Source organism: Limosilactobacillus oris, assembly GCF_025311495.1.
Classification (GTDB): domain Bacteria; phylum Bacillota; class Bacilli; order Lactobacillales; family Lactobacillaceae; genus Limosilactobacillus; species Limosilactobacillus oris_A.
Window position 1 is genome coordinate 1,727,094 of the sequence record NZ_CP104398.1, and the last position, 21,418, is coordinate 1,748,511.

Sequence of the window (21,418 nt, forward strand, 5' to 3'; positions counted from 1 at the left end):
GCGGTGCGGTTAACAAACTTTATTGAAAAATCACCCGAGTTTAAACGACTGCTCCAGCAACGGCAAGCGGCTAAACGGCAACTGGTGACTGGTATTTCGGGCTCGGCACGGACGATGCTTTTGGCAGGGATGATTGAGCAGAGCCAGCAACCCGTATTGGCAGTGGTTGATAGTTTGACCCAGCTGGAAGAACTAGCTGATGACCTTAGCAACCTGTTGGGGGCCAACCAGGTTTACCAGTTTCCGGTTGAAGAGGTCCTTGCGGCCGAAGTGGCTACCAGTTCACCGAATTACCGCCTGCAACGGGTGCAAGCGTTGAACGCCCTAAACAGTCAGCGACCCGTCATAGTGGTGGCCTCGGTGGCCGGCCTGCGGCGGAATGTCGTTGCTCCCGCGTTCTTTGCCCAGGCAACCCTGAAAGTAACCGTTGGTGGAGAATTAGACCCGGAACGGGCCCGGCAGCAGTTGAGCGCAATGGGCTACCAGCTGCAAAAGATGGTTTTGCGTCCCGGCGACTTTGCCATCCGGGGCTCGATTATCGATGTTTACGCCCTGAACACTGATAACCCAGTCCGGATTGACCTGTTTGATACTGAGGTGGACTCCCTCCGCTACTTCGACGCCAGCACCCAGAAGAGTGTTGGCAACGTCGAGGAGGTAGAAATCCTCCCGGCGACCGACTTGATTCTGCCCCCGGCGGAATTCCCCCGGGTACAGGCGGCGGTGGACCAGCAGTTCAGCCAGCTCAATGCCAGTCTCCAAGCAGGGGATGAAGACCTTCTCCAGCAGGTTAACAACCGCTTTGTCCCATTGCTTACGGCACTAAACGAACACCGGCTTCCTAATGAAATGTTGGAATTCAGCGACCTTGTCTACCCAACTCGGCACTCGTTGCTTGACTACTTAGGGACGGAAGGCACGCTCTACCTGGATGACTATTCTCACTTGAAAGACCGCGCAGCAAAATTAGCTGACGAAGACCAGGGATGGCTGGAAGAGAAGGTGAAGTACCGCCAGCTAGCCAGCGTTCCGGCTCTAAGCAATGATTTGGCAGACTTAATCAAGGCAGACCGCCATGCCCAGCTTTTTGGAGCCCTGTTCAAGAAAGGGATGGGGGGCTTGCGTTTCAACCAGCTGGTTGAGCTGACTAGTCGGCCGATGCAGCGGTTCTTTGGACAAATGTCGTTGCTCAAAACGGAGCTGCAGCGGTGGACTGAGCAGGGACAAACGGTAGTTATTCTGGCGGATGGTAATAAACGTCGCCAGCAGATTGCCCGCACACTGGTTGATTTCGGTATCCCAGCGGTCGAAACGGGGACTGACCGGCTCCAGGTCAACACCGTCCAGCTGGTCGCTGCGAGCCTGAATAACGGCTTTGAGATGCCCGCGGCCGGCCTGGTTGTCATTACGGAGGGGGAACTGTTCAAGCAGGTCAAGAAGCGGCGGCACCGGGCTCAAAAGCTGGCCAATGCGGAACGAATCAAGAGCTATACCGACCTCAAGCCGGGTGACTACGTGGTTCATGTCAATCACGGGATTGGTATCTTCAGCGGTATCAAGACGATGGAAGTTGATGGTGTTCACCAGGACTACATGATTATCAACTACCGGAACAACGCGCAGATTTTTGTACCGGTGACCCAGCTTAACCTGGTCCAGAAGTATGTTTCTTCTGAATCCCGGCCTCCGCGAATTAACCGTCTTGGCGGCAACGAGTGGGCGAAGACGAAGCGGCGGGTAGAGTCAAAGGTGGAGGATATTGCCGACGAGCTCGTCGACTTGTACGCCAAGCGGGAGGCCGCCAAGGGCTATGCCTTCCCCGCGGATGACTACCTGCAAGCACAGTTTGATGCTAACTTCCCCTATAACGAAACCCGCGACCAGTTGCGGAGCATCAAAGAGGTCAAGCGGGACATGGAAAAGCCGCGGCCGATGGATCGCCTCCTGGTAGGGGACGTCGGCTACGGTAAAACGGAAGTGGCGATGCGGGCGATTTTTAAGGCCGTCACGGGTGGCAAACAAGTCGCCTTTTTAGTGCCAACGACGGTGCTGGCCCAGCAGCACTTTGACACCCTGAGCAAGCGCTTTGCCGGGTTCCCGATAAAGATTGCCTTGATGTCGCGGTTTAAAACCAACCAGGAATTAAAGGAAACCGACGCGGGGTTAGCGGACGGTAGTGTTGACATTGTCGTTGGTACTCACCGGATCCTTTCCAAGGACGTTCAGTTTAAGGACCTAGGACTCGTAATCGTTGATGAAGAACAGCGCTTTGGGGTCAAGCACAAGGAACGGTTAAAGGAATTGAAGAATAACGTCGATGTCTTAACGCTGACGGCGACCCCGATTCCCCGGACGCTAAACATGTCGATGCTTGGTGTCCGGGACCTATCCGTCCTTGAGACGCCGCCAGCAGGCCGGTTCCCGATTCAAACCTACGTGATGGAGCAAAATGACGGAGCAATTCGGGACGGTATTACCCGGGAAATGAACCGGGGCGGCCAGGTCTACTACCTGCACAACCGGGTCAACGACATTGAAGAAACGGTGCTGAAGTTGCAAAGCCTGGTTCCGGAGGCCCGGATCGGTTATATCCATGGCAAAATGAGCGAAAATGAGCTGGAGACGGTCCTGTATGACTTTATTCAGGGCAATTATGACGTCCTGGTGACCACCTCGATTATCGAAACCGGGGTCGATATTCCGAACGTCAACACCCTTTTCGTTGAAAATGCCGACCACCTGGGATTAGCCCAGCTCTACCAGATTCGGGGGCGGATCGGCCGGAGCAACCGGGTCGCGTACGCCTACTTTATGTACCAGCCGAATAAGGTCCTAACGGAACAGGGAGAAAAACGGCTGGCCGCCATCCGGGACTTTACCGAGCTGGGGTCCGGTTTTAAGATTGCGATGCGGGACCTGGCAATTCGCGGGGCCGGGAACATTCTTGGTAAGCAACAGCACGGGTTCATCGACTCTGTCGGCTATGATCTCTATTCTTCGATGCTGAACGAGGCGGTTGCCCGCAAGCAGGGGAAGAAGCGGACGGCCCGGGCCAACACGGAGGTCGAACTCGGTGTGGAAGCCTACTTGCCGGATAGCTACGTTAACGACCAGCGGCAAAAGATCGAACTCTATAAGGCAATTCGCCAGGCTCAGACGGCTGACGAACTACTTGAAATCCAGGGGGACCTGCTGGACCGCTTTGGCGATTACCCGGCCGCGGTTGGCAACCTCCTGCTGATTAGCAAATTGAAGCAGCACGCCGACGAAGCGATGATCGAGCAGGTTAAGCGGCAGCGGGACAACATCCTGATTACCTTTACTCCTGCTGGTAGCCACTTAGTCAAGGCTCCCCAGATTATCAAGCTCCTGGCAAGGACAAAGTTTAAAGCGACCCTCGGGGAACAGGATGGCCAGTTGACGGTTCGGCTGGTGATTCAGCCGAAGATGACGCAAACGGACTGGCTAAACCAGTTACTGACTTTTCTCAGTGGCCTTAGTCAGGTCGTGGCGGAAGAAAACACACAGACGAGCAAGTAAATGGAGGAAATAAGATGCGGTTAGATAAGTTTTTAAAGGTGTCACGGATCATCAAGCGGCGCTCGGTCGCTAAGGAAATCGCGGATCAGGGACGGATCCTCGTCAATGACCTGCCAGCGAAGTCCTCGACCAAGGTGAAGGCTGGGGACACGCTGACGATTAAATTTGGCAACAAGACGGAGACGGTTAAAATCAACCAGATTGTTGAGACAACTAAGAAAAGTGAAGCAGAGGATATGTACGAAATTGTCGATGAAACCTATGCAGAAGACTTTTAATGGATTTTTATAAAAAAATTGATAATTTTCCGGCTTGATATAGACAGTTGACGGGTAATCTTGCTATACTTAAATTATTATCAGTAAATAAAGCGGGGGAAAGTTATGTCAAGCCAGGGCGACAATAAGGTTTCACAGTTGGAAACACCATATGTGCACAAGTTTTCGGTTGATCAGCAAAAACGTCAGGTTCATATTAGGCGTTGTCAGCGAATTATGCTGGTCTTTTTGGTGATTTTTATCATTTTGGGAATCCAGATTTTCCAAAGCAAACGGACACTGGCTAAGGTCAACGGGAACATTGCCCAGTACCAGGCTAGTTTGCAAAGCCAGCGGAAAACCAGCCGGCAGCTCAAACAGCAAATTCAGCAGCTGCATGATCCGGAATATGCGCAGCAGGTTGCCCGGGCTAAGTACAACTACTCGAAGAAGGGCGAAACTATCTATAATTTAGATAATTAGTTCCTTTTTCGGAAGTGGGTATGGTATACTCAACTACAATTAATCACAAATTCTGGATGACTTGAGGAGGAACTATTAGTTTCATGGCAATTGAAGTGGGAGCAAAGGTTTCCGGCAAGGTTTCGGGAATCACGAATTTCGGGGCGTTTGTCGATTTAGATGATAACCAAACGGGATTGGTGCATATCAGCCAAATCTCTGATAAGTATATTAAGGATGTTCATGATGTCTTGGCTGTCGGCGATACCGTTACGGCTAAGGTAACCCGGGTTGGTGATGATGGGAAGATTGCCCTATCAATGAAAGCAGCCGCGCCACACGAACAAGAGGAAGAGCATGGCAGCCACCATCCTGAAAACAAGCACCACTTCCACCATGAAAACCGCCAGCATGATTTCCGCGGTCACCAAAGCAACTACCGGGGTGGCTTCGGCAATGGCGGCCACCATGGACATGGTCACCAGCACGAAGACTTTAATGACATGCTGGCTGGCTACCTCAAGGAAAGTGAGTCCCGCCTCTCAACGCTCAAGCGGCAAACCGACGGTAAACGTGGTGGCCGTGGCGGCCGGCGGAGCTAACACGATGGTAAAACTTGAAGAACAGTTTAAGCGGCACCTGCAAAGGGGTCGCTTTTTTGATAAGAATGACCGGGTAGTGATTGCCGTTTCGACGGGGGTCGACTCAATGGCCCTCCTATCCCTGGTGACCTCCCTCCCCGCTTCGCTGCGGCCGGCAATCACCGTTGCCCACGTTAACCATGAGTTACGACGCCAAAGCCAGGAGGAGGAGGCATACCTTCGCCGCTATTGTCAGAAACACCAGCTCGCTTTGCTAGTAAAGCACTGGCCCCGGGCAACCCACCCCCAAACCGGCATTGAGGCGGCGGCCCGGCGCTTTCGTTACCAGTTTTTCGCGGAGGTGATGGCGGCGCGGCAAAGCCCCATTCTTCTAACGGCCCACCACCAGAATGACCTGGCGGAGACAATGCTGATGAAGCTGGTGCGGGGCGGCCAGCTCAACCAGCTAGTCGGTATTGAGGCGGTGCGTTCCTTTGCTGGCGGCCGCCTAGTCCGTCCCTTGCTGCCCTTTAGCAAGCAGCAACTGCGTGCCTATGCGGTGGCAAAGGGGATCCGCTGGTACGAGGATGCGACCAACCAGGATTTAACGATTAGTCGGAACCGTTATCGCTACCAGCTGCTCCCGGCACTGGAAAAGGAAAACCCGCGGCTCTTGCAACATCTGGCCAGCTACCACCAGCAGTTGGCTGCGCTGCTTGCCTGGCAGAACCAGGAAGTACAGGCACAGCTCGCTCAGGTTGCTGAGGGCAACCAGCTCCACTTGACCAGCTGGGAAGAGCTGCCGGAAGTTGCCCAGCGCTTGGTCCTTCAGCATTGGCTTGAACAGCGGCTGCCCGCTATCAAGCAGCAGTTAGTGGCCGAATTGATGGCCGGATTGAAAAATCACGTTGCCCCCCAGCAGTTCTGGGCCCTGCCAAATGGCTACCAACTGGTTAAGGATTACCAATCTTGCCAACTTGTCCCTACTCAGAAAAATCACGGAAAAGGGCAAAATGGATTATCGACTGTGGTAGAATTGGGCCAATGGTACCGCGTCAGCGATCAGCGGGCCATCCGGGTCATAGCTGCCAAGGATGATACGGTTGGACAATCGTCGGGGCAGGAGATGTGGCTGGCCCCAGATCAGCTCCCCTTACGGTTGCGTTTGTGGCGGGCAGGGGATGCCCTGCGTTTGAAACAGGGAGGCCACCAGCTGGTCCGCCGGATTTTGATTGACCAAAAGGTTTCTAATTCTGCCCGCCAGGCGCAAGTGGTTCTTGTGGATGCCCATGACGAGCCGGTCTGGCTGGTTGGCCGCAAGTGGGCTTGGTTTACCCGCCCTGCCGATTACCGGCAGCGCTGGCGCCACGTTTTAATTAGTATGAAAGAAGTGTAAAGGAGACTTACCATGAACAACGACATTGAAAAAGTGCTGTACAGTGAGGAAGATATTCAGGCCACAATTGCCCGCTTAGCAAAGCAGGTCGCGGCCGATTACCAGGATAAGGACCCGCTGATTGTTTCGGTTCTGTCTGGGGCGGTCCTGTTTACCGTCGACCTGATCAAAAAAATGGACATTATGGCCCAGCTCGACTTCATCGACGTTTCGACCTACTTTGGGGGAACCGCGACGACGGGGCACCTCAAGCTGATCCATGATTTGACGACCGACGTCAAGGGCCGGAACGTGCTGATTACCGAAGATATCGTTGACAGTGGCCGGACACTGGAATATTTGGTAAAGCTCTTCAAAGACCGTGGTGCCAAGAGCGTCAAAACGGTCTCACTGCTTAATAAGCCGGAGGGACGGGAGTTTGACGTTGCGGTTGAATACTATGGCTTTAAGGTTCCTAACGAATTCCTGGTGGGATACGGCTTGGACTACAAGGGCTATTACCGGAACCTGCCGTACGTCGGTGTCTTAAAACCATCTGTATACAGTGAAAACTAATGCTGGCAATTTAATGGTCAATGATTGTCAAGTATGCTATGATAATGGGTACAATTTAAATTAAGTTGCTGGTAGATAGGAGGTTGTTATGAACAACAATCGGCGTAACAATAATTTTACTCATAACGTTCTCTTCTACGCAGTGATGTTCTTGTGTATTATGGGCATTGCCTACTTTTTCTTCGGGGGTAACCAATCCACCGGACAGAGTAAGACGGTTACCCAGAGCGAGTTTATCTCTGAACTGAAGAGCAACAAGATTAAGAGTGTCCAGCTTCAGCCAAATGGCGGGGTTTACAAGGTGACCGGGAGCTACCGGAAACCACAGACGAACAACAGTAACTCCAACAATGGCTTTGCTTTAGCTACGCAACGCAACAATAAGGTTTCACAATTCCAGAGCTCAGTTCTCGAAAGTGACGTTACGGTTAGCCAGCTGCAAAACTATGCTAACAAGCACAACGTCAAGCTGAGTACTAAGGCCGAAGAATCCAATAGTATCTGGATGAACCTATTGTTGACGGTCTTGCCACTAGTCATCATGATTTTCTTCTTCTACATGATGATGGGCCAAGCTGGCCAAGGTGGTGGCGGCCGTGGGGTAATGAGCTTTGGGAAGACCAAGGCGAAACCAGCGGATGCCAAGAAGAATAAGGTTCGTTTCTCAGACGTTGCCGGTGAAGAAGAGGAAAAGCAAGAGCTGGTTGAAGTGGTTGAATTCTTAAAGAATCCAAAGAAATTCACCAAGCTGGGTGCCAAAATTCCATCCGGGGTCTTGCTGGAGGGGCCTCCGGGTACTGGTAAGACCCTGCTAGCCAAGGCGGTTGCCGGTGAATCTGGCGTGCCGTTCTTCTCCATCTCCGGTTCAGACTTCGTTGAAATGTTTGTTGGGGTTGGGGCGTCCCGTGTCCGGGATCTCTTTGACCAAGCGAAGAAGGCTGCACCAGCGATCATCTTCATTGACGAAATTGATGCGGTTGGTCGTCGTCGGGGCAACGGCATGGGCGGCGGTCACGATGAACGTGAACAAACCCTGAATCAGCTCCTGGTTGAGATGGACGGTTTCCAAGGTGACGAAGGGGTCATCGTAATGGCTGCTACCAACCGGTCTGACGTCCTTGACCCAGCCCTTCTGCGGCCGGGCCGGTTTGACCGGAAGATCTTGGTTGGTCGCCCAGACGTCAAGGGCCGTGAAGCTATTTTACGGGTTCATGCTAAGAACAAGCCGTTGTCACCAGACGTGGACCTCAAGGAAATTGCCAAGCAGACCCCTGGTTTTGTGGGGGCCGACCTGGCAAACTTGCTGAACGAAGCGGCCCTGCTTGCCGCACGTCGGAACAAGACTGAAATTGACGCGGCTGACCTGGACGAAGCCGAGGACCGGGTAATTGCTGGTCCGGCTAAGCACGACCGGGTTCAGTCTGCCCAAGAACGGAAAACGGTGGCCTACCACGAGGCCGGACACACGATTGTTGGTCTGGTCCTGAATGATGCCCGCGTGGTTCACAAGGTTACGATTGTGCCACGGGGCCGGGCCGGTGGTTACGCAATTATGCTGCCACGGGAAGACCAAATGCTAATGTCGAAGAAGAACGCCGAAGAGCAGATCGCTGGTTTGATGGGTGGTCGAGCTGCGGAAGAATTAATCTTCAAGTCCCAGTCTTCGGGTGCTTCAAATGACTTTGAGCAGGCGACCCAAATTGCCCGGGCCATGGTAACCCAGTATGGGATGAGCGATAAGATCGGACCAGTTGAGCTGCAGAGCTCTGGTCAGGTCTTCACTGGTCAGGGTTATGACCAGTCGCCATACTCTGAAAAGACTGCGGCACTGGTAGATGAAGAAGTTCGCCGGATCCTGAACGAAGGGCATGAACAAGCCCTCCACATTCTGGAAACGCACCGTGAACAACATAAGGTAATTGCTGAAGCGCTGCTGAAGTATGAAACGCTGGATGAAAAGGAAATTCTGAGTCTTTACAAGACCGGTAAGATTCCGAACAAGGACCACGCAGAGGCTGACGAAAAGGCCTACGCGCAGACCTTTGAAGAATCTAAGCGGGCCCTGGAACGCTTGGAAGACGAGAAGCGGACTGACAAGGCTAACGAACACAAAGAGTTGGCTAACAATCAGGACGCAGATCAAGCGGATAAGTCAGCTGATAATTCAACAACGCCAACTGATCACCAGTCAGACGATGACGATGATCACCAAGCTTAATCAATGTTAGAATAGGAGTGACACGCCTTACTGGCGGGGCTCCTATTTTTATTTTATAAGGAGGAACAATCATGACGAAAACGACAGACTACTTAGTCAAGAGCATAACTAAAGATGGCAAGTTCCGAGCATACGCGGTTAACGCGACTCAACTGGTTGAAAAGGCCCACGAGATTCACGACACCTGGTCGGCATCATCGGCGGCACTCGGCCGGACGCTGATTGGAACCGTTCTGCTGGCAACGGCCGGTCTGGAAGGCGAGGCCGGGATGACGGTCAAGATTCAGGGGAACGGCCCGATCGGCTACATCATTGCTGACGGAACTGCGAACGGAACGGTTAAGGGGTACATGGGCAACCCGCACGTTAACCTGCCGGCAAACAGCAAGGGAAAAATCGATGTGGCTGGCGCCGTGGGAACGAAGGGCACCCTCTCCGTAACCAAAATGGCGCCTGGTGATAAGACGCCTTACACGGGTGAGGTCAACCTGGTGTCCGGTGAGCTAGGGGATGACTTCACCTACTACCTCGCCCAATCCGAGCAGATCCCGTCCGCGGTCGGCCTCTCCGTGTTCGTCAACCCCGACGAGAGTATCCAGGTCGCTGGTGGCTTTATGATCCAGGTGCTGCCGGGGGCTAGCGATGAGGAAATCAGCAAGCTGGAAGAGAAACTCAAGGGCCTGCCATTAGTTTCTGAGATGCTTCGTGATGGCGATACGCCTGAGGATATTTTAGGCAAGCTCTTCGGTGACCAGCTCAAAGTCCTGGATAAAATGCCGGTCCGTTATGAGTGCAACTGTAATAAGCAACGCTTTGCCCATGCTTTGGAAAGTATCAGTGCGGACGATTTGAAGAAATTGATTGACGAAGATCACCATGCGGAAACGGTTTGTCAATTCTGCGGGAAAAAGTATGAATTTACCGAAGATGAATTACAGCTGATCTATGATAAAAAGTTAGCTGACGCGGCGGCTGATCAAGAAACGGCTGCTAAGGAAGGAACGAAGACTCCAAACACCGACCAAAAGTAGTTACTTGGCCCGCACCACCGGGTTGTGCTATGATGGTTGGGTTATCGAACCACAAATCAAATGCACAATTGAAGCCAGCTCACTTGTGCCGGATTACAGTAATGAGGTGAAAGTATGAAGTGGAAGATTGGCGATGTTGAAATTCCTAACCAGGTGGTGGTTGCGCCAATGGCCGGGGTGACTAACTCGGCTTTCCGGGTGATTTGTAAGGAATTTGGCGCGGGCTACGTGGTTTGTGAGATGATTTCCGACCGGGGAATTATGTACCACAACCAGAAGACACTGAACATGATGGATGTCGACCCAACCGAACACCCCATGGGGATCCAGATTTTCGGTGGAACCAAGGAAACACTGGTGGAAGCGGCAAAGTACGTTGACGAGCACACCGCCGCGGACGTCATCGATATCAATATGGGCTGCCCCGTTAACAAGGTGGTCAAGACTGACGCTGGGGCCCGCTGGCTCCTGGATCCGCAGAAGGTCTATGAGATGGTCTCCTATGTCACTGACGCGGTAAAAAAGCCGGTGACAGTTAAGATGCGGACCGGCTGGGATGATAAGCACATTTACGCCGTTGAAAATGCGCTAGCCGCTGAACGAGCCGGGGCAGCCGCGATTGCAATGCACGGTCGGACCCGAAAACAGATGTATACGGGCCACGCCGATTGGAATATACTAAAGGAAGTGGCTAGTCAGCTAACAATCCCGTTCATGGCGAATGGTGATATTCGGACACCGGAAGATGCCAAGAAGGTGCTTGAGATGACCGGGGCCACTGCTGTGATGATCGGTCGGGCCGCAATGGGCAATCCGTGGATGCTGACGCGGACGGAGCACTACCTGGAAACCGGGGAATTGCTCCCAGAAGCGAGTGCGGAAAAGAAGATTAAGATGGCTAAGGAACACCTAAACCGTCTAATCGACCTGAAAGGGGAATATATCGGTGTCCGGGAATTCCGGGGCCTGTCGACATACTACCTCAAGGGGATTCCACGGTCAGCACGGGCTAAAGCGGCATTAGTGGAAGCAGAGACGCGTCAAGAGATGAATGATATTTTTGACCGCTTTGCCGAAAAGACCGCCGAACGGGAACAACGAAGTGTAAACTAAACACAACAGAGGAGGAGAAATCTGTGTCTCAAGAACTAGATCAAATGCGCGTTCGTCGGGAAAAAATGGAAGAACTCAAGGAGGCCGGGATCGAACCGTTTGGCCGCCGCTTTAAGCGCGACCACCTGGCCCAGGACCTGCATGACGAATACGATCAATATGACAAGGACGAACTGAACGAAAAGGGTGAAATGGTCACGATTGCCGGCCGGATGACCCGGAAGCGGAGCAGTGGTAAGGCGGGCTTCGCAGACTTTGTAGACCGGACTGGTAAAATTCAGGTTTACGCTCGGAAAGACATGGTGGGTGACGAACCTTACCATATCTTTAAGCGGGCTGATATTGGTGACTTCCTTGGAATTGAAGGGGATGTGATCAAGACTAATACCGGTGAATTGACCGTCCGGGCCCACAAGATTACCTTCTTGTCCAAGGCGTTGCGGCCACTGCCAAATAAGTGGGAAGGGGTTACTGACCCGGAGACCATCTACCGGCAGCGGTACCTGGACTTGATTTCTAATCCGGAAAGCTTCAAGCGTTTCCACCAGCGGACTGCGATCATCAAGGCCGTACGGAAGTACATGGACGACCACGGCTTTACTGAAGTGGAAACGCCTATTCTGAACACCCAGGCCGGTGGGGCCAATGCACGGCCGTTCGTGACCCACCACAATGCCCTGGATATTGATATGTACCTGCGGATCGCGACTGAGCTATACCTGAAGCGGTTAATTGTCGGTGGCTTTGAGCGGGTATACGAACTCGGCCGGATTTTCCGGAATGAGGGGATGGACCCGCACCACAACCCTGAATTTACAACGATGGAAACCTACGCGGCCTACTTCGACTTCCAGGACGTAATGGACGAAACGGAAGGAATCGTTAAGGCGGCAGCCAAGGTCGTTTCTGATGACGGGAAGATTACTTACCAGGGGCGTGAAATCGACCTCGGTGGCGACTTTAAGCGGATTACGATGGTCGACGCGGTGAAGGAAAAGACTGGGATCGACTTTGGCGATGAATCAATGACTGATGACGATGCCAAGAAGCTGGCGGAAGACCATAAGATTGATTTTAAGCCATACTGGACGAAGGGCCACATCCTGAACGCCTTCTTTGAAGAATACGTCGAAGATACTTTGATTCAACCGACCTTCGTTTACGAATACCCAGTTGAAGTTTCTCCACTGGCTAAGCGGAACAAGGAGAACCCGGCAATGACTGACCGGTTCGAACTGTATGTTGATGGTAGTGAGTTAGGAAACGCCTTTAGTGAGCTGAACGACCCAATCGACCAGAAGGAACGGTTCGAGATGCAGGCGAAGGAAAAGGCCAACGGTAACGATGAGGCCGAACCAGTGGACCTCGATTATGTGCAGGCCCTGGAATACGGGATGCCGCCAACGGGTGGTCTTGGAATCGGAATTGACCGTTTGGTAATGCTGCTGACTGACGCCAAGTCAATTCGTGATGTTATCTTGTTCCCAACAATGCGTCCCGAAAAGGAAAATAAATAGTAACGACGACAAACGCAAGCCGGACAATTATTGCCTGACTTGCGTTTTTTTGTCCTTATTTGCAAAAAAAGTGAATAAAATCAGTAGCTTGTGATGGTTCGTTCATGTTTTAAAAATAATTCAACTTTATGAATGAAAGCTGTTGACACTAGGGACAAATATCGGTATAGTAAATAGCGTTGTTTGAGACGACGCAACGGCTTCGAAAAAGGTCATTGACATTATTTTGACAACATGATATATTATTTAAGCTGCTTGTTTGAGAGCTAACAAATAATTGCTTAAAATTAGTTGTTGACTTGATGGTGGTAGCTGTGATAAAATATAAAAGCTGTCTGATGACAGTTTGGTAGACCTTTGAAAACTGAACAAAGTTTCGACGAATCAAATGTGTAGGGTCTTCGGTCACTTCGGTGATTGAAGCAAAAACATTTGCGAAGTCAATTCGCTTAATTAATTTGAAATAGAGCTATTCAAGTTCTTATATTTTATATGAGAGTTTGATCCTGGCTCAGGATGAACGCCGGCGGTGTGCCTAATACATGCAAGTCGAGCGCACTGGCCCAACAGAAATGACGTGCTTGCACTGATTTGACGTTGGATTCCCAGTGAGCGGCGGACGGGTGAGTAACACGTGGGCAACCTGCCCTAAAGCGGGGGATAACATTTGGAAACAGGTGCTAATACCGCATAACTTGGAAAACCACATGGTTTTCCAATAAAAGATGGTTTCGGCTATCACTTTGGGATGGGCCCGCGGTGCATTAGCTAGTTGGTAAGGTAACGGCTTACCAAGGCGATGATGCATAGCCGAGTTGAGAGACTGATCGGCCACAATGGAACTGAGACACGGTCCATACTCCTACGGGAGGCAGCAGTAGGGAATCTTCCACAATGGGCGCAAGCCTGATGGAGCAACACCGCGTGAGTGAAGAAGGGTTTCGGCTCGTAAAACTCTGTTGTTGGAGAAGAACGTGCGTAAGAGTAACTGTTTACGCAGTGACGGTATCCAACCAGAAAGTCACGGCTAACTACGTGCCAGCAGCCGCGGTAATACGTAGGTGGCAAGCGTTATCCGGATTTATTGGGCGTAAAGCGAGCGCAGGCGGTTGTTTAGGTCTGATGTGAAAGCCTTCGGCTTAACCGAAGAAGTGCATCGGAAACCGGGCGACTTGAGTGCAGAAGAGGACAGTGGAACTCCATGTGTAGCGGTGGAATGCGTAGATATATGGAAGAACACCAGTGGCGAAGGCGGCTGTCTGGTCTGCAACTGACGCTGAGGCTCGAAAGCATGGGTAGCGAACAGGATTAGATACCCTGGTAGTCCATGCCGTAAACGATGAGTGCTAGGTGTTGGAGGGTTTCCGCCCTTCAGTGCCGAAGCTAACGCATTAAGCACTCCGCCTGGGGAGTACGACCGCAAGGTTGAAACTCAAAGGAATTGACGGGGGCCCGCACAAGCGGTGGAGCATGTGGTTTAATTCGAAGCTACGCGAAGAACCTTACCAGGTCTTGACATCTTGCGCCAACCTCAGAGATGAGGCGTTCCCTTCGGGGACGCAAAGACAGGTGGTGCATGGTCGTCGTCAGCTCGTGTCGTGAGATGTTGGGTTAAGTCCCGCAACGAGCGCAACCCTTGTTACTAGTTGCCAGCATTCAGTTGGGCACTCTAGTGAGACTGCCGGTGACAAACCGGAGGAAGGTGGGGACGACGTCAGATCATCATGCCCCTTATGACCTGGGCTACACACGTGCTACAATGGCCGGTACAACGAGCAGCTAACCCGCGAGGGTGTGCAAATCTCTTAAAGCCGGTCTCAGTTCGGACTGCAGTCTGCAACTCGACTGCACGAAGTCGGAATCGCTAGTAATCGCGGATCAGCATGCCGCGGTGAATACGTTCCCGGGCCTTGTACACACCGCCCGTCACACCATGGAAGTTTGTAACGCCCAAAGTCGGTGGCCTAACCATTTGGAGGGAGCCGCCTAAGGCGGGACAGATGACTGGGGTGAAGTCGTAACAAGGTAGCCGTAGGAGAACCTGCGGCTGGATCACCTCCTTTCTAAGGAATAAAACGGAACCTGCACATAGTTGAAACTTTGTTTAGTTTTGAGAGGTTTACCTTTCAAAACGAAGACGCTTATTTGGGCCTATAGCTCAGTTGGTTTAGAGCGCACGCCTGATAAGCGTGAGGTCGATGGTTCAAGTCCATTTAGGCCCATTTAATGGGGAATTAGCTCAGCTGGGAGAGCACCTGCTTTGCAAGCAGGAGGTCATCGGTTCGATCCCGATATTCTCCATCGCCAATCATAAGATTGGCCGAGCTTGTACTTTGAAAACTAAATAATATCTAATTTCTTTTTATTGAAAACAATAAACCGAGAACACCGCGTTATTTGAGTTTAATTAACGAAATAATCGCTAACTCAATTAATCAAGGTGATCACGAAGTGATCATCAAGGTTAAGTTATGAAGGGCGCATGGTGAATGCCTTGGTACTAGGAGCCGATGAAGGACGGGACAAACACCGATATGCTTCGGGGAGTGGTAAGTACACTTTGATCCGGAGATTTCCGAATGGGGAAACCCAACCAGCTTAGTCGTTGGTTACCTGACTAGTGAATCTATAGCTAGCAGGGGGAAGACGCAGTGAACTGAAACATCTCAGTAGCTGCAGGAAGAGAAAGAAACATCGATTCCCTGAGTAGCGGCGAGCGAAAGGGGAAGAGCCCAAACCAGTGAGCTTGCTTACTGGGGTTGTAGGACTGAACAATGGAGTTACCAAGATGCGACGTAGTCGCAACAGCTGGGAAGCTGTGCCAGAGAGGGTGATAGCCCCGTAGACGAAACGTCACATTCTCCGTTCAGGATCCTGAGTACGGCGGGACACGTGAAACCCCGTCGGAAGCAGCGAGGACCATCTCGCAAGGCTAAATACTACCTAGTGACCGATAGTGAACCAGTACCGTGAGGGAAAGGTGAAAAGCACCCCGGAAGGGGAGTGAAAAAGTTCCTGAAACCATGTGCCTACAAGCAGTCGGAGCCCGTTAAAGGGTGACGGCGTGCCTCTTGCAGAATGAACCGGCGAGTTATGATTGCATGCAAGGTTAAGACGGAAAAGTCGGAGCCGTAGCGAAAGCGAGTCTTAAATGGGCGAATGAAGTATGTAGTTATAGACCCGAAACCAGGTGACCTACCCATGTCCAGGTTGAAGGTGCGGTAAAGCGCACTGGAGGACCGAACCCGTGTCAGTTGAAAATGGCTGGGATGAGGTGTGGGTAGCGGTGAAATTCCAAACGAACTTGGAGATAGCTGGTTCTCTCCGAAATCTCTTTAGGGGGAGCCTTGAGGAAAAGAATCATGGAGGTAGAGCTACTGTTTGGACAAGGGGCCCGTCATGGGTTACCAACTTCAGATAAACTCCGAATGCCATCGATTTATACTCAGGAGTCAGACGATGAGTGATAAGATCCACCGTCGAAAGGGGAACAGCCCAGATCACCAGTTAAGGTCCCTAAATATATGCTAAGTGGAAAAGGATGTGGAGTTGCATAGACAACTAGGATGTTGGCTCAGAAGCAGCCACCATTTAAAGAGTGCGTAATAGCTCACTAGTCGAGTGATCCTGCGCCGAAAATGTACCGGGGCTAAGCATATTACCGAAACTGTGGATGTGCACTACGTGCACGTGATAGGAGAGCGTTCTAAGGGCGGCGAAGTCAGACCGTGAGGACTGGTGGAGCGCTTAGAAGTGAGAATGCCGGTATGAGTAGCGAAAGACAGGTGAGAATCCTGTCCACCGAATGACTAAGGTTTCCTGGGGAAGGCTCGTCCTCCCAGGGTAAGTCGGGACCTAAGCCGAGGCCGAAAGGCGTAAGCGATGGCTAACAGGTTGAGATTCCTGTACCAGTTGAATGCGTTTGAATGATGGAGGGACGCAGGAGGCTAAGCGAACCGCACGATTGGAAGAGTGCGGCCAAGCAGTAAGTCAGTAACTGAGTCAAATGCTTAGTTGCGAGTTGACAAGCTGTGATGGGGAGTGAAATTAAAGTAACGAAGTCGCCGATGTCACACTGCCGAGAAAAGCTTCTAGTGAGTATTCAACTGCCCGTACCGCAAACCGACACAGGTAGTCGAGGAGAGAATCCTAAGGTGAGCGAGAGAACTCTCGTTAAGGAACTCGGCAAAATGACCCCGTAACTTCGGAAGAAGGGGTGCTGGTCGCAAGGCCAGCCGCAGTGAAAAGGCCCAGGCGACTGTTTATCAAAAACACAGGTTTCTGCAAAATCGTAAGATGAAGTATAGGGGCTGACGCCTGCCCGGTGCTGGAAGGTTAAAAGGATGGGTTAGCTTCGGCGAAGCTCAGAATTGAAGCCCCAGTAAACGGCGGCCGTAACTATAACGGTCCTAAGGTAGCGAAATTCCTTGTCGGGTAAGTTCCGACCCGCACGAAAGGCGTAACGATCTGGGCACTGTCTCAACGAGAGACTCGGTGAAATTGAAATCCCTGTGAAGATGCAGGGTACCCGCGACAGGACGGAAAGACCCCATGGAGCTTTACTGTAGCTTGATATTGAGTGTTTGTACTGCTTGTACAGGATAGGTAGGAGCCGTAGAAAGCGGAACGCTAGTTTCGCTGGAGGCGCTGGTGGGATACTACCCTTGCATTATGACCACTCTAACCCGCAGCACTGAACGTGCTGGGAGACAGTGTCAGGTGGGCAGTTTGACTGGGGCGGTCGCCTCCCAAAAGGTAACGGAGGCGCCCAAAGGTTCGCTCAGAATGGTTGGAAATCATTCGGAGAGTGTAAAGGCACAAGCGAGCTTGACTGCGAGACAGACAGGTCGAGCAGGGACGAAAGTCGGGCTTAGTGATCCGGTGGTTCCGTATGGAAGGGCCATCGCTCAACGGATAAAAGCTACCCTGGGGATAACAGGCTTATCTCCCCCAAGAGTCCACATCGACGGGGAGGTTTGGCACCTCGATGTCGGCTCATCGCATCCTGGGGCTGTAGTCGGTCCCAAGGGTTGGGCTGTTCGCCCATTAAAGCGGTACGCGAGCTGGGTTCAGAACGTCGTGAGACAGTTCGGTCCCTATCCGTCGCGGGCGTAGGAAATTTGAGAGGACCTGTCCTTAGTACGAGAGGACCGGGATGGACATACCGCTGGTGTACCAGTTGTTCCGCCAGGAGCATCGCTGGGTAGCTATGTATGGACGAGATAAACGCTGAAAGCATCTAAGTGTGAAACTCGCCTCGAGATGAGATTTCCCATTCCCTTCGGGGAAATAAGACCCCACAAAGATGATGTGGTAGATAGGATGGAAGTGGAAGTGCAGTGATGCATGGAGCGGACCATTACTAATCGGTCGAGGACTTAACCAAGGCAAAGCGGAAAGGTTTGTTGGAAAGGGATAGATATTGTTTAGTTTTGAGAGCGCAAGCTCTCATCTCGGAAGAGATGAAGTGTGGTGATGATGGCTTGAAGGATACACCTGTTCCCATGCCGAACACAGAAGTTAAGCTTCAACACGCCGAAAGTAGTTGGGGGATCGCTCCCTGCGAGGATAGGACGTTGCCACGCGATTATTCCGGCATAGCTCAGTTGGTAGAGCACCTGACTGTTAATCAGGTTGTCGTCAGTTCGAGTCTGACTGCCGGAGTTATTACTGAAGAGTCGCCAGCTGCTTGTTGGCGGCTCTTTTCGTATACTATGAACTTTGATTTGTTTCGTAAGCAGTCAATAACAACACGTCTATGAATTATTCAATGTGCCTTCTATACTGAGACTATCCCAGTGTAGGAGGCATTTTTGATGGAAGAAAAATCTGAAATTATTACCCCAGTTTTTAAAAGTAAGGATACCTTTAATAAAAGCAAACGCATGGCCTCGCGGCCCGCAGTAAAAATGGAAGTTAATGATATAAGATTAACTGCTTTCCGCGGAGCTAATCCTAATTTGGTAAGTGAAATAGCTAAGGTGATTGTTCGTTATGCTCATTGATTGGACGGTCCCGGATTATGTCTATCTGGTATGCGGTAAAACGGATTTAAGAAAAGGCATTGATGGTTTAGCAATGGTTATCGCTGAGAACTATGGACTTGAGCTATACAATAATTCTTTATTTCTTTTCTGTGGAAGTAGAAATGATCGGTTCAAAGGATTATTTTGGGATGGTGAAGGATTTATCCTTTTGTACAAACGCTTTGAAAATGGCCGACTTAAGTGGCCCAGGTACAGTCAGGAGGCAAAACAACTATCCAGCAGACAAGTTAAGTGGTTATTAGCAGGACTTAATCCGCTTCCGGTAAAGCAAATTAAGCCTGCCAAACCCGGTAGTTTTTATTAGATCACTCCTTTTTAAAATGATGGTTCTTTGGTATAATATCAAGGACATCAAAGGAGGTGACGCACGATGACTGATTCAGCCGAGAAGAGAATTAAACAGTTAGAAGAACAGTTGGCAGAAGCAAATAAGAAAATTGCCCAATTAATGGCAATTATTAAGCTTCAACAGAATCAAATGTTTGGGAAAAAAACTGAAGTTATTGATAAAGTAGCTGAGGGCCAACAATCACTTTTTAATGACCAAATCTTAAATCAGCTACAAGACAGCGATGTATCAATCACTGAAGTGATTGAACAAATACCAAGGAAAGTAGTGCGTCACCGCAAGCCCAAGGCAAGTGGTCAACGGACTACTTTTTTGAATAATTTGCCTCAAATTAATCATGTTATTCACCTTGAAAGTAACCTTTGTCCAGATTGTCATCAAGAAATGAAACTAATTGGAAAACATCTGTATAGTCGTGAACCAAAACTAAAGCCAGCAGAACTTTTATGTGTAAACTACTATCAGGAAAGTTATCGCTGTAAAACGTGCCACCGTCGTGGTGGCGATAAAATTGTTAGTAGTAAGATGCCACAGAGTCTCTTACCGCATAGTTATTTTTCCAGCTCAATTTTAGCGAAAGTGGCGGAATATAAGTTTAACTTGGCGTTACCATTTCATCGCCAAATTAAGCTCTGGCAAGCCTTAGGTTTGCCAGTCAAAGGGCGCCAATTAGCAACTAATATTATCAAAGTAAGTCAAACTTATTTAGAGCCCCTATATCAACGGCTACTTAATCTAACTAAGCAAGAGGCGGTTATTCATATGGATGAAACACCGTTTAAAGTAATCGATGAGCGTAATGAAACCAGCTACTTCTGGGTAACTAGAACTACCGAAGAGTTTAGTAAGCATCAAATTGCGTTGTTTCATTATTTTAATACTCGTTCGGGTAAAATAATCGGTAAGCTTATGGGGCACAATTACAATGGAGTTATTATGTGCGACGGCTATGGTGGTTATAGTAATCGACTATATCCTAGGGCAAAGTTTGGTTCATGCCTGGTTCACATTCGTCGTGAGTTTTACCGAATAACACGGCTACTGAAAAAGGAGCAGTTGAAGCATTCCAAGGCTTATCAAGTGCTAAAATTGATGCGTCCGATTTTTTATTACGAAAATCGGTTAAAGTATCATAATCAAATTGAAAAGCTTCAACAACGAAAGTTGTTGGTTAAGCCTTTAGTAGACCAACTGTATGATTATCTGGAAGAAATTAACTTTCCCCAGGGTCAATTAAAAGCAGCCATTAATAATGCCTTGAAACTTAAAAAGCGAGTATATCGAATCTTTGAAAATGGACAAATTCCATTGACCAATAATCCGGTGGAACAAACAATCAGACCATCAACTCTGATTCGTAAAAATAGTTTATTCGCTAAAAGTATTGATGGTGCACAAGCCAGTGCAGTTTACTACAGCTTAACTGCCACTGCAAAATTAAATCATTTGAATATCTATAAGTATTTTAAATACTTATTTGATCACCTACCAAACCGCGAGGACGAAGGCCTCGAGGCTTATTTGCCATGGGCAAAACAAGTACAAAGAAATTGTCATGAATAAACAAGAAGGCGTCCAAGACTAGATCAAAAAGATTCGGCCTTGGACGCCTTTTTGTCAATACGTATCAATAACGACTGCTTACTTTGTTTCTAGCTGAAAGGGAGGAAAAATTAAAATGCGGGCCCTGCTGGTGATTGATATGCAAAATGGTGTTTGTCGAACAAAGGGACAGACTCTCTTTCGATTAAAGGATTTAGTTACCTTAGTCAATTGTCGAATCAGGTGGTTTCGTGAACAAGGGCTGCAGATTATCTTTATTCAACATCAGAATATGAATTTAACTAGGGGGACGATTGCTTGGCAATTACTCTCAGAACTAGATGTCCGTGAAGAGGATCTCTATGTCAATAAGACGCAGCTCAATGCTTTTTATCAGACCGACCTCCAGAGTCTCCTCATACAGCGGCAGGGGGACGAGTTAGAGATTTGCGGTGCGCAAACTGAATACTGTGTTGATACTACGATTAAGATGGCGCATGGCCTTGGCTACCGGTTGGAGATGGTGCCCGGGGCAAGCAGTACGGTCGATAACAAGTTTTTAACAGTAAGACAGACGATTCAGTATTTTGAAGAGATTTGGGGGCAGAATTTCCTAAAATTTATTTCTAAAATAAAAACAAAATAGGTATTTTCAAGGCGAAGTCATCATGATATAATAACTAACGTTGACTTGTGGTAAGTCATGCCAACTTAGCTCAGCTGGTAGAGCATCTCCCTCGTAAAGAGAAGGTCGGAGGTTCGACTCCTCTAGTTGGCACTACTTTGTGTGGACTGGATAATTCCTAATAA

At 50.0% G+C, this 21,418-nt stretch carries 14 protein-coding genes, 4 tRNA genes and 3 rRNA genes; all 21 read left to right on the forward strand.

Features of this window, described 5'->3' with window-relative positions; translation table 11 throughout:
• Nucleotides 1-3 precede the first annotated feature (3 nt).
• The 21 genes from mfd (at nucleotide 4) to N4599_RS08660 (ending at nucleotide 21,386) form a co-directional block, all read left to right on the forward strand.
• Nucleotides 4-3,540 (forward strand): transcription-repair coupling factor, encoded by a 3,537-nt coding sequence (gene mfd / locus N4599_RS08560; protein ID WP_260899090.1) that lies wholly within the window; start codon nucleotides 4-6, stop codon nucleotides 3,538-3,540.
• A gap of 14 nt (nucleotides 3,541-3,554) precedes the next feature.
• Nucleotides 3,555-3,818, forward strand: a complete 264-nt coding sequence (locus N4599_RS08565; protein WP_003713208.1) for an RNA-binding S4 domain-containing protein — start codon at nucleotides 3,555-3,557, stop codon at nucleotides 3,816-3,818.
• 105 nt (nucleotides 3,819-3,923) lie between these two features.
• Entirely contained in the window at nucleotides 3,924-4,280 is a 357-nt protein-coding gene (locus N4599_RS08570) for an FtsB family cell division protein (protein WP_062812445.1), read from the forward strand.
• 83 nt (nucleotides 4,281-4,363) lie between these two features.
• Nucleotides 4,364-4,861 (forward strand): S1 domain-containing RNA-binding protein, encoded by a 498-nt coding sequence (locus N4599_RS08575; RefSeq protein WP_062812444.1) that lies wholly within the window; start codon nucleotides 4,364-4,366, stop codon nucleotides 4,859-4,861.
• 4 nt (nucleotides 4,862-4,865) lie between these two features.
• Nucleotides 4,866-6,236 (forward strand): tRNA lysidine(34) synthetase TilS, encoded by a 1,371-nt coding sequence (gene tilS / locus N4599_RS08580; protein WP_260899095.1) that lies wholly within the window; start codon nucleotides 4,866-4,868, stop codon nucleotides 6,234-6,236.
• A gap of 12 nt (nucleotides 6,237-6,248) precedes the next feature.
• Nucleotides 6,249-6,791: a hypoxanthine phosphoribosyltransferase gene (hpt, locus tag N4599_RS08585; RefSeq protein WP_191363640.1), complete on the forward strand. Its 543-nt coding sequence runs from the start codon at nucleotides 6,249-6,251 to the stop codon at nucleotides 6,789-6,791.
• 88 nt (nucleotides 6,792-6,879) lie between these two features.
• A complete protein-coding gene (gene ftsH / locus N4599_RS08590) occupies nucleotides 6,880-9,009 on the forward strand; it encodes an ATP-dependent zinc metalloprotease FtsH (RefSeq protein ID WP_062812441.1) in 2,130 nt (709 codons plus the stop codon).
• Between the two features lie 71 nt (nucleotides 9,010-9,080).
• Nucleotides 9,081-10,040, forward strand: a complete 960-nt coding sequence (gene hslO, locus N4599_RS08595; protein WP_260899097.1) for an Hsp33 family molecular chaperone HslO — start codon at nucleotides 9,081-9,083, stop codon at nucleotides 10,038-10,040.
• Nucleotides 10,041-10,154: 114 nt separating this feature from the next.
• Nucleotides 10,155-11,153 (forward strand): tRNA dihydrouridine synthase DusB, encoded by a 999-nt coding sequence (gene dusB, locus N4599_RS08600; protein ID WP_191363642.1) that lies wholly within the window; start codon nucleotides 10,155-10,157, stop codon nucleotides 11,151-11,153.
• Nucleotides 11,154-11,176: 23 nt separating this feature from the next.
• Nucleotides 11,177-12,670: a lysine--tRNA ligase gene (lysS, locus tag N4599_RS08605; RefSeq protein ID WP_260899101.1), complete on the forward strand. Its 1,494-nt coding sequence runs from the start codon at nucleotides 11,177-11,179 to the stop codon at nucleotides 12,668-12,670.
• A 488-nt stretch (nucleotides 12,671-13,158) separates the two neighbouring features.
• Nucleotides 13,159-14,733, forward strand: a 16S ribosomal RNA gene (locus tag N4599_RS08610).
• An 84-nt stretch (nucleotides 14,734-14,817) separates the two neighbouring features.
• Nucleotides 14,818-14,892: transfer RNA gene (locus tag N4599_RS08615), tRNA-Ile, on the forward strand.
• A gap of 6 nt (nucleotides 14,893-14,898) precedes the next feature.
• A tRNA-Ala gene (locus N4599_RS08620) sits at nucleotides 14,899-14,971 on the forward strand.
• Nucleotides 14,972-15,132: 161 nt separating this feature from the next.
• Nucleotides 15,133-18,056 (forward strand): 23S ribosomal RNA (locus tag N4599_RS08625).
• Nucleotides 18,057-18,138: 82 nt separating this feature from the next.
• A 5S ribosomal RNA gene (gene rrf, locus N4599_RS08630) occupies nucleotides 18,139-18,255 on the forward strand.
• The 16S, 23S and 5S rRNA genes sit together here with 3 tRNA genes alongside, the layout of an rRNA operon.
• 6 nt (nucleotides 18,256-18,261) lie before the next feature.
• Nucleotides 18,262-18,334 (forward strand) — tRNA-Asn (locus N4599_RS08635).
• A 152-nt stretch (nucleotides 18,335-18,486) separates the two neighbouring features.
• Nucleotides 18,487-18,675 (forward strand): hypothetical protein, encoded by a 189-nt coding sequence (locus tag N4599_RS08640; protein ID WP_260898847.1) that lies wholly within the window; start codon nucleotides 18,487-18,489, stop codon nucleotides 18,673-18,675.
• Nucleotides 18,665-19,021: an IS66 family insertion sequence element accessory protein TnpB gene (gene tnpB, locus N4599_RS08645; protein ID WP_260898845.1), complete on the forward strand. Its 357-nt coding sequence runs from the start codon at nucleotides 18,665-18,667 to the stop codon at nucleotides 19,019-19,021. The genes N4599_RS08640 and tnpB overlap by 11 nt, the downstream gene beginning before the upstream one ends.
• 66 nt (nucleotides 19,022-19,087) lie before the next feature.
• On the forward strand, nucleotides 19,088-20,629 hold the full coding sequence (gene tnpC, locus N4599_RS08650) for an IS66 family transposase (RefSeq protein ID WP_260898843.1): 1,542 nt from the start codon (nucleotides 19,088-19,090) through the stop codon (nucleotides 20,627-20,629).
• Nucleotides 20,630-20,744: 115 nt separating this feature from the next.
• Complete coding sequence (locus N4599_RS08655) at nucleotides 20,745-21,254, forward strand: cysteine hydrolase family protein (protein ID WP_260899103.1); 510 nt, start codon at nucleotides 20,745-20,747, stop codon at nucleotides 21,252-21,254.
• Nucleotides 21,255-21,313: 59 nt separating this feature from the next.
• Nucleotides 21,314-21,386 (forward strand) — tRNA-Thr (locus N4599_RS08660).
• The last annotated feature ends 32 nt before the right edge of the window (nucleotides 21,387-21,418 follow it).

Excerpts from the sequence above, each read along its gene's own strand:
- N4599_RS08565 (WP_003713208.1), top strand. The coding sequence starts at position 3,555 with ATGCGGTTAGATAAGTTTTTAAAGGTGTCACGGATCATCAAGCGGCGC.
- N4599_RS08570 (WP_062812445.1), top strand. The coding sequence starts at position 3,924 with ATGTCAAGCCAGGGCGACAATAAGGTTTCACAGTTGGAAACACCATAT.
- N4599_RS08575 (WP_062812444.1), top strand. The coding sequence starts at position 4,364 with ATGGCAATTGAAGTGGGAGCAAAGGTTTCCGGCAAGGTTTCGGGAATC.
- tilS (WP_260899095.1), top strand. The coding sequence starts at position 4,866 with ATGGTAAAACTTGAAGAACAGTTTAAGCGGCACCTGCAAAGGGGTCGC.
- hpt (WP_191363640.1), top strand. The coding sequence starts at position 6,249 with ATGAACAACGACATTGAAAAAGTGCTGTACAGTGAGGAAGATATTCAG.
- ftsH (WP_062812441.1), top strand. The coding sequence starts at position 6,880 with ATGAACAACAATCGGCGTAACAATAATTTTACTCATAACGTTCTCTTC.
- hslO (WP_260899097.1), top strand. The coding sequence starts at position 9,081 with ATGACGAAAACGACAGACTACTTAGTCAAGAGCATAACTAAAGATGGC.
- dusB (WP_191363642.1), top strand. The coding sequence starts at position 10,155 with ATGAAGTGGAAGATTGGCGATGTTGAAATTCCTAACCAGGTGGTGGTT.
- N4599_RS08640 (WP_260898847.1), top strand. The coding sequence starts at position 18,487 with ATGGAAGAAAAATCTGAAATTATTACCCCAGTTTTTAAAAGTAAGGAT.
- tnpB (WP_260898845.1), top strand. The coding sequence starts at position 18,665 with ATGCTCATTGATTGGACGGTCCCGGATTATGTCTATCTGGTATGCGGT.
- tnpC (WP_260898843.1), top strand. The coding sequence starts at position 19,088 with ATGACTGATTCAGCCGAGAAGAGAATTAAACAGTTAGAAGAACAGTTG.
- N4599_RS08655 (WP_260899103.1), top strand. The coding sequence starts at position 20,745 with ATGCGGGCCCTGCTGGTGATTGATATGCAAAATGGTGTTTGTCGAACA.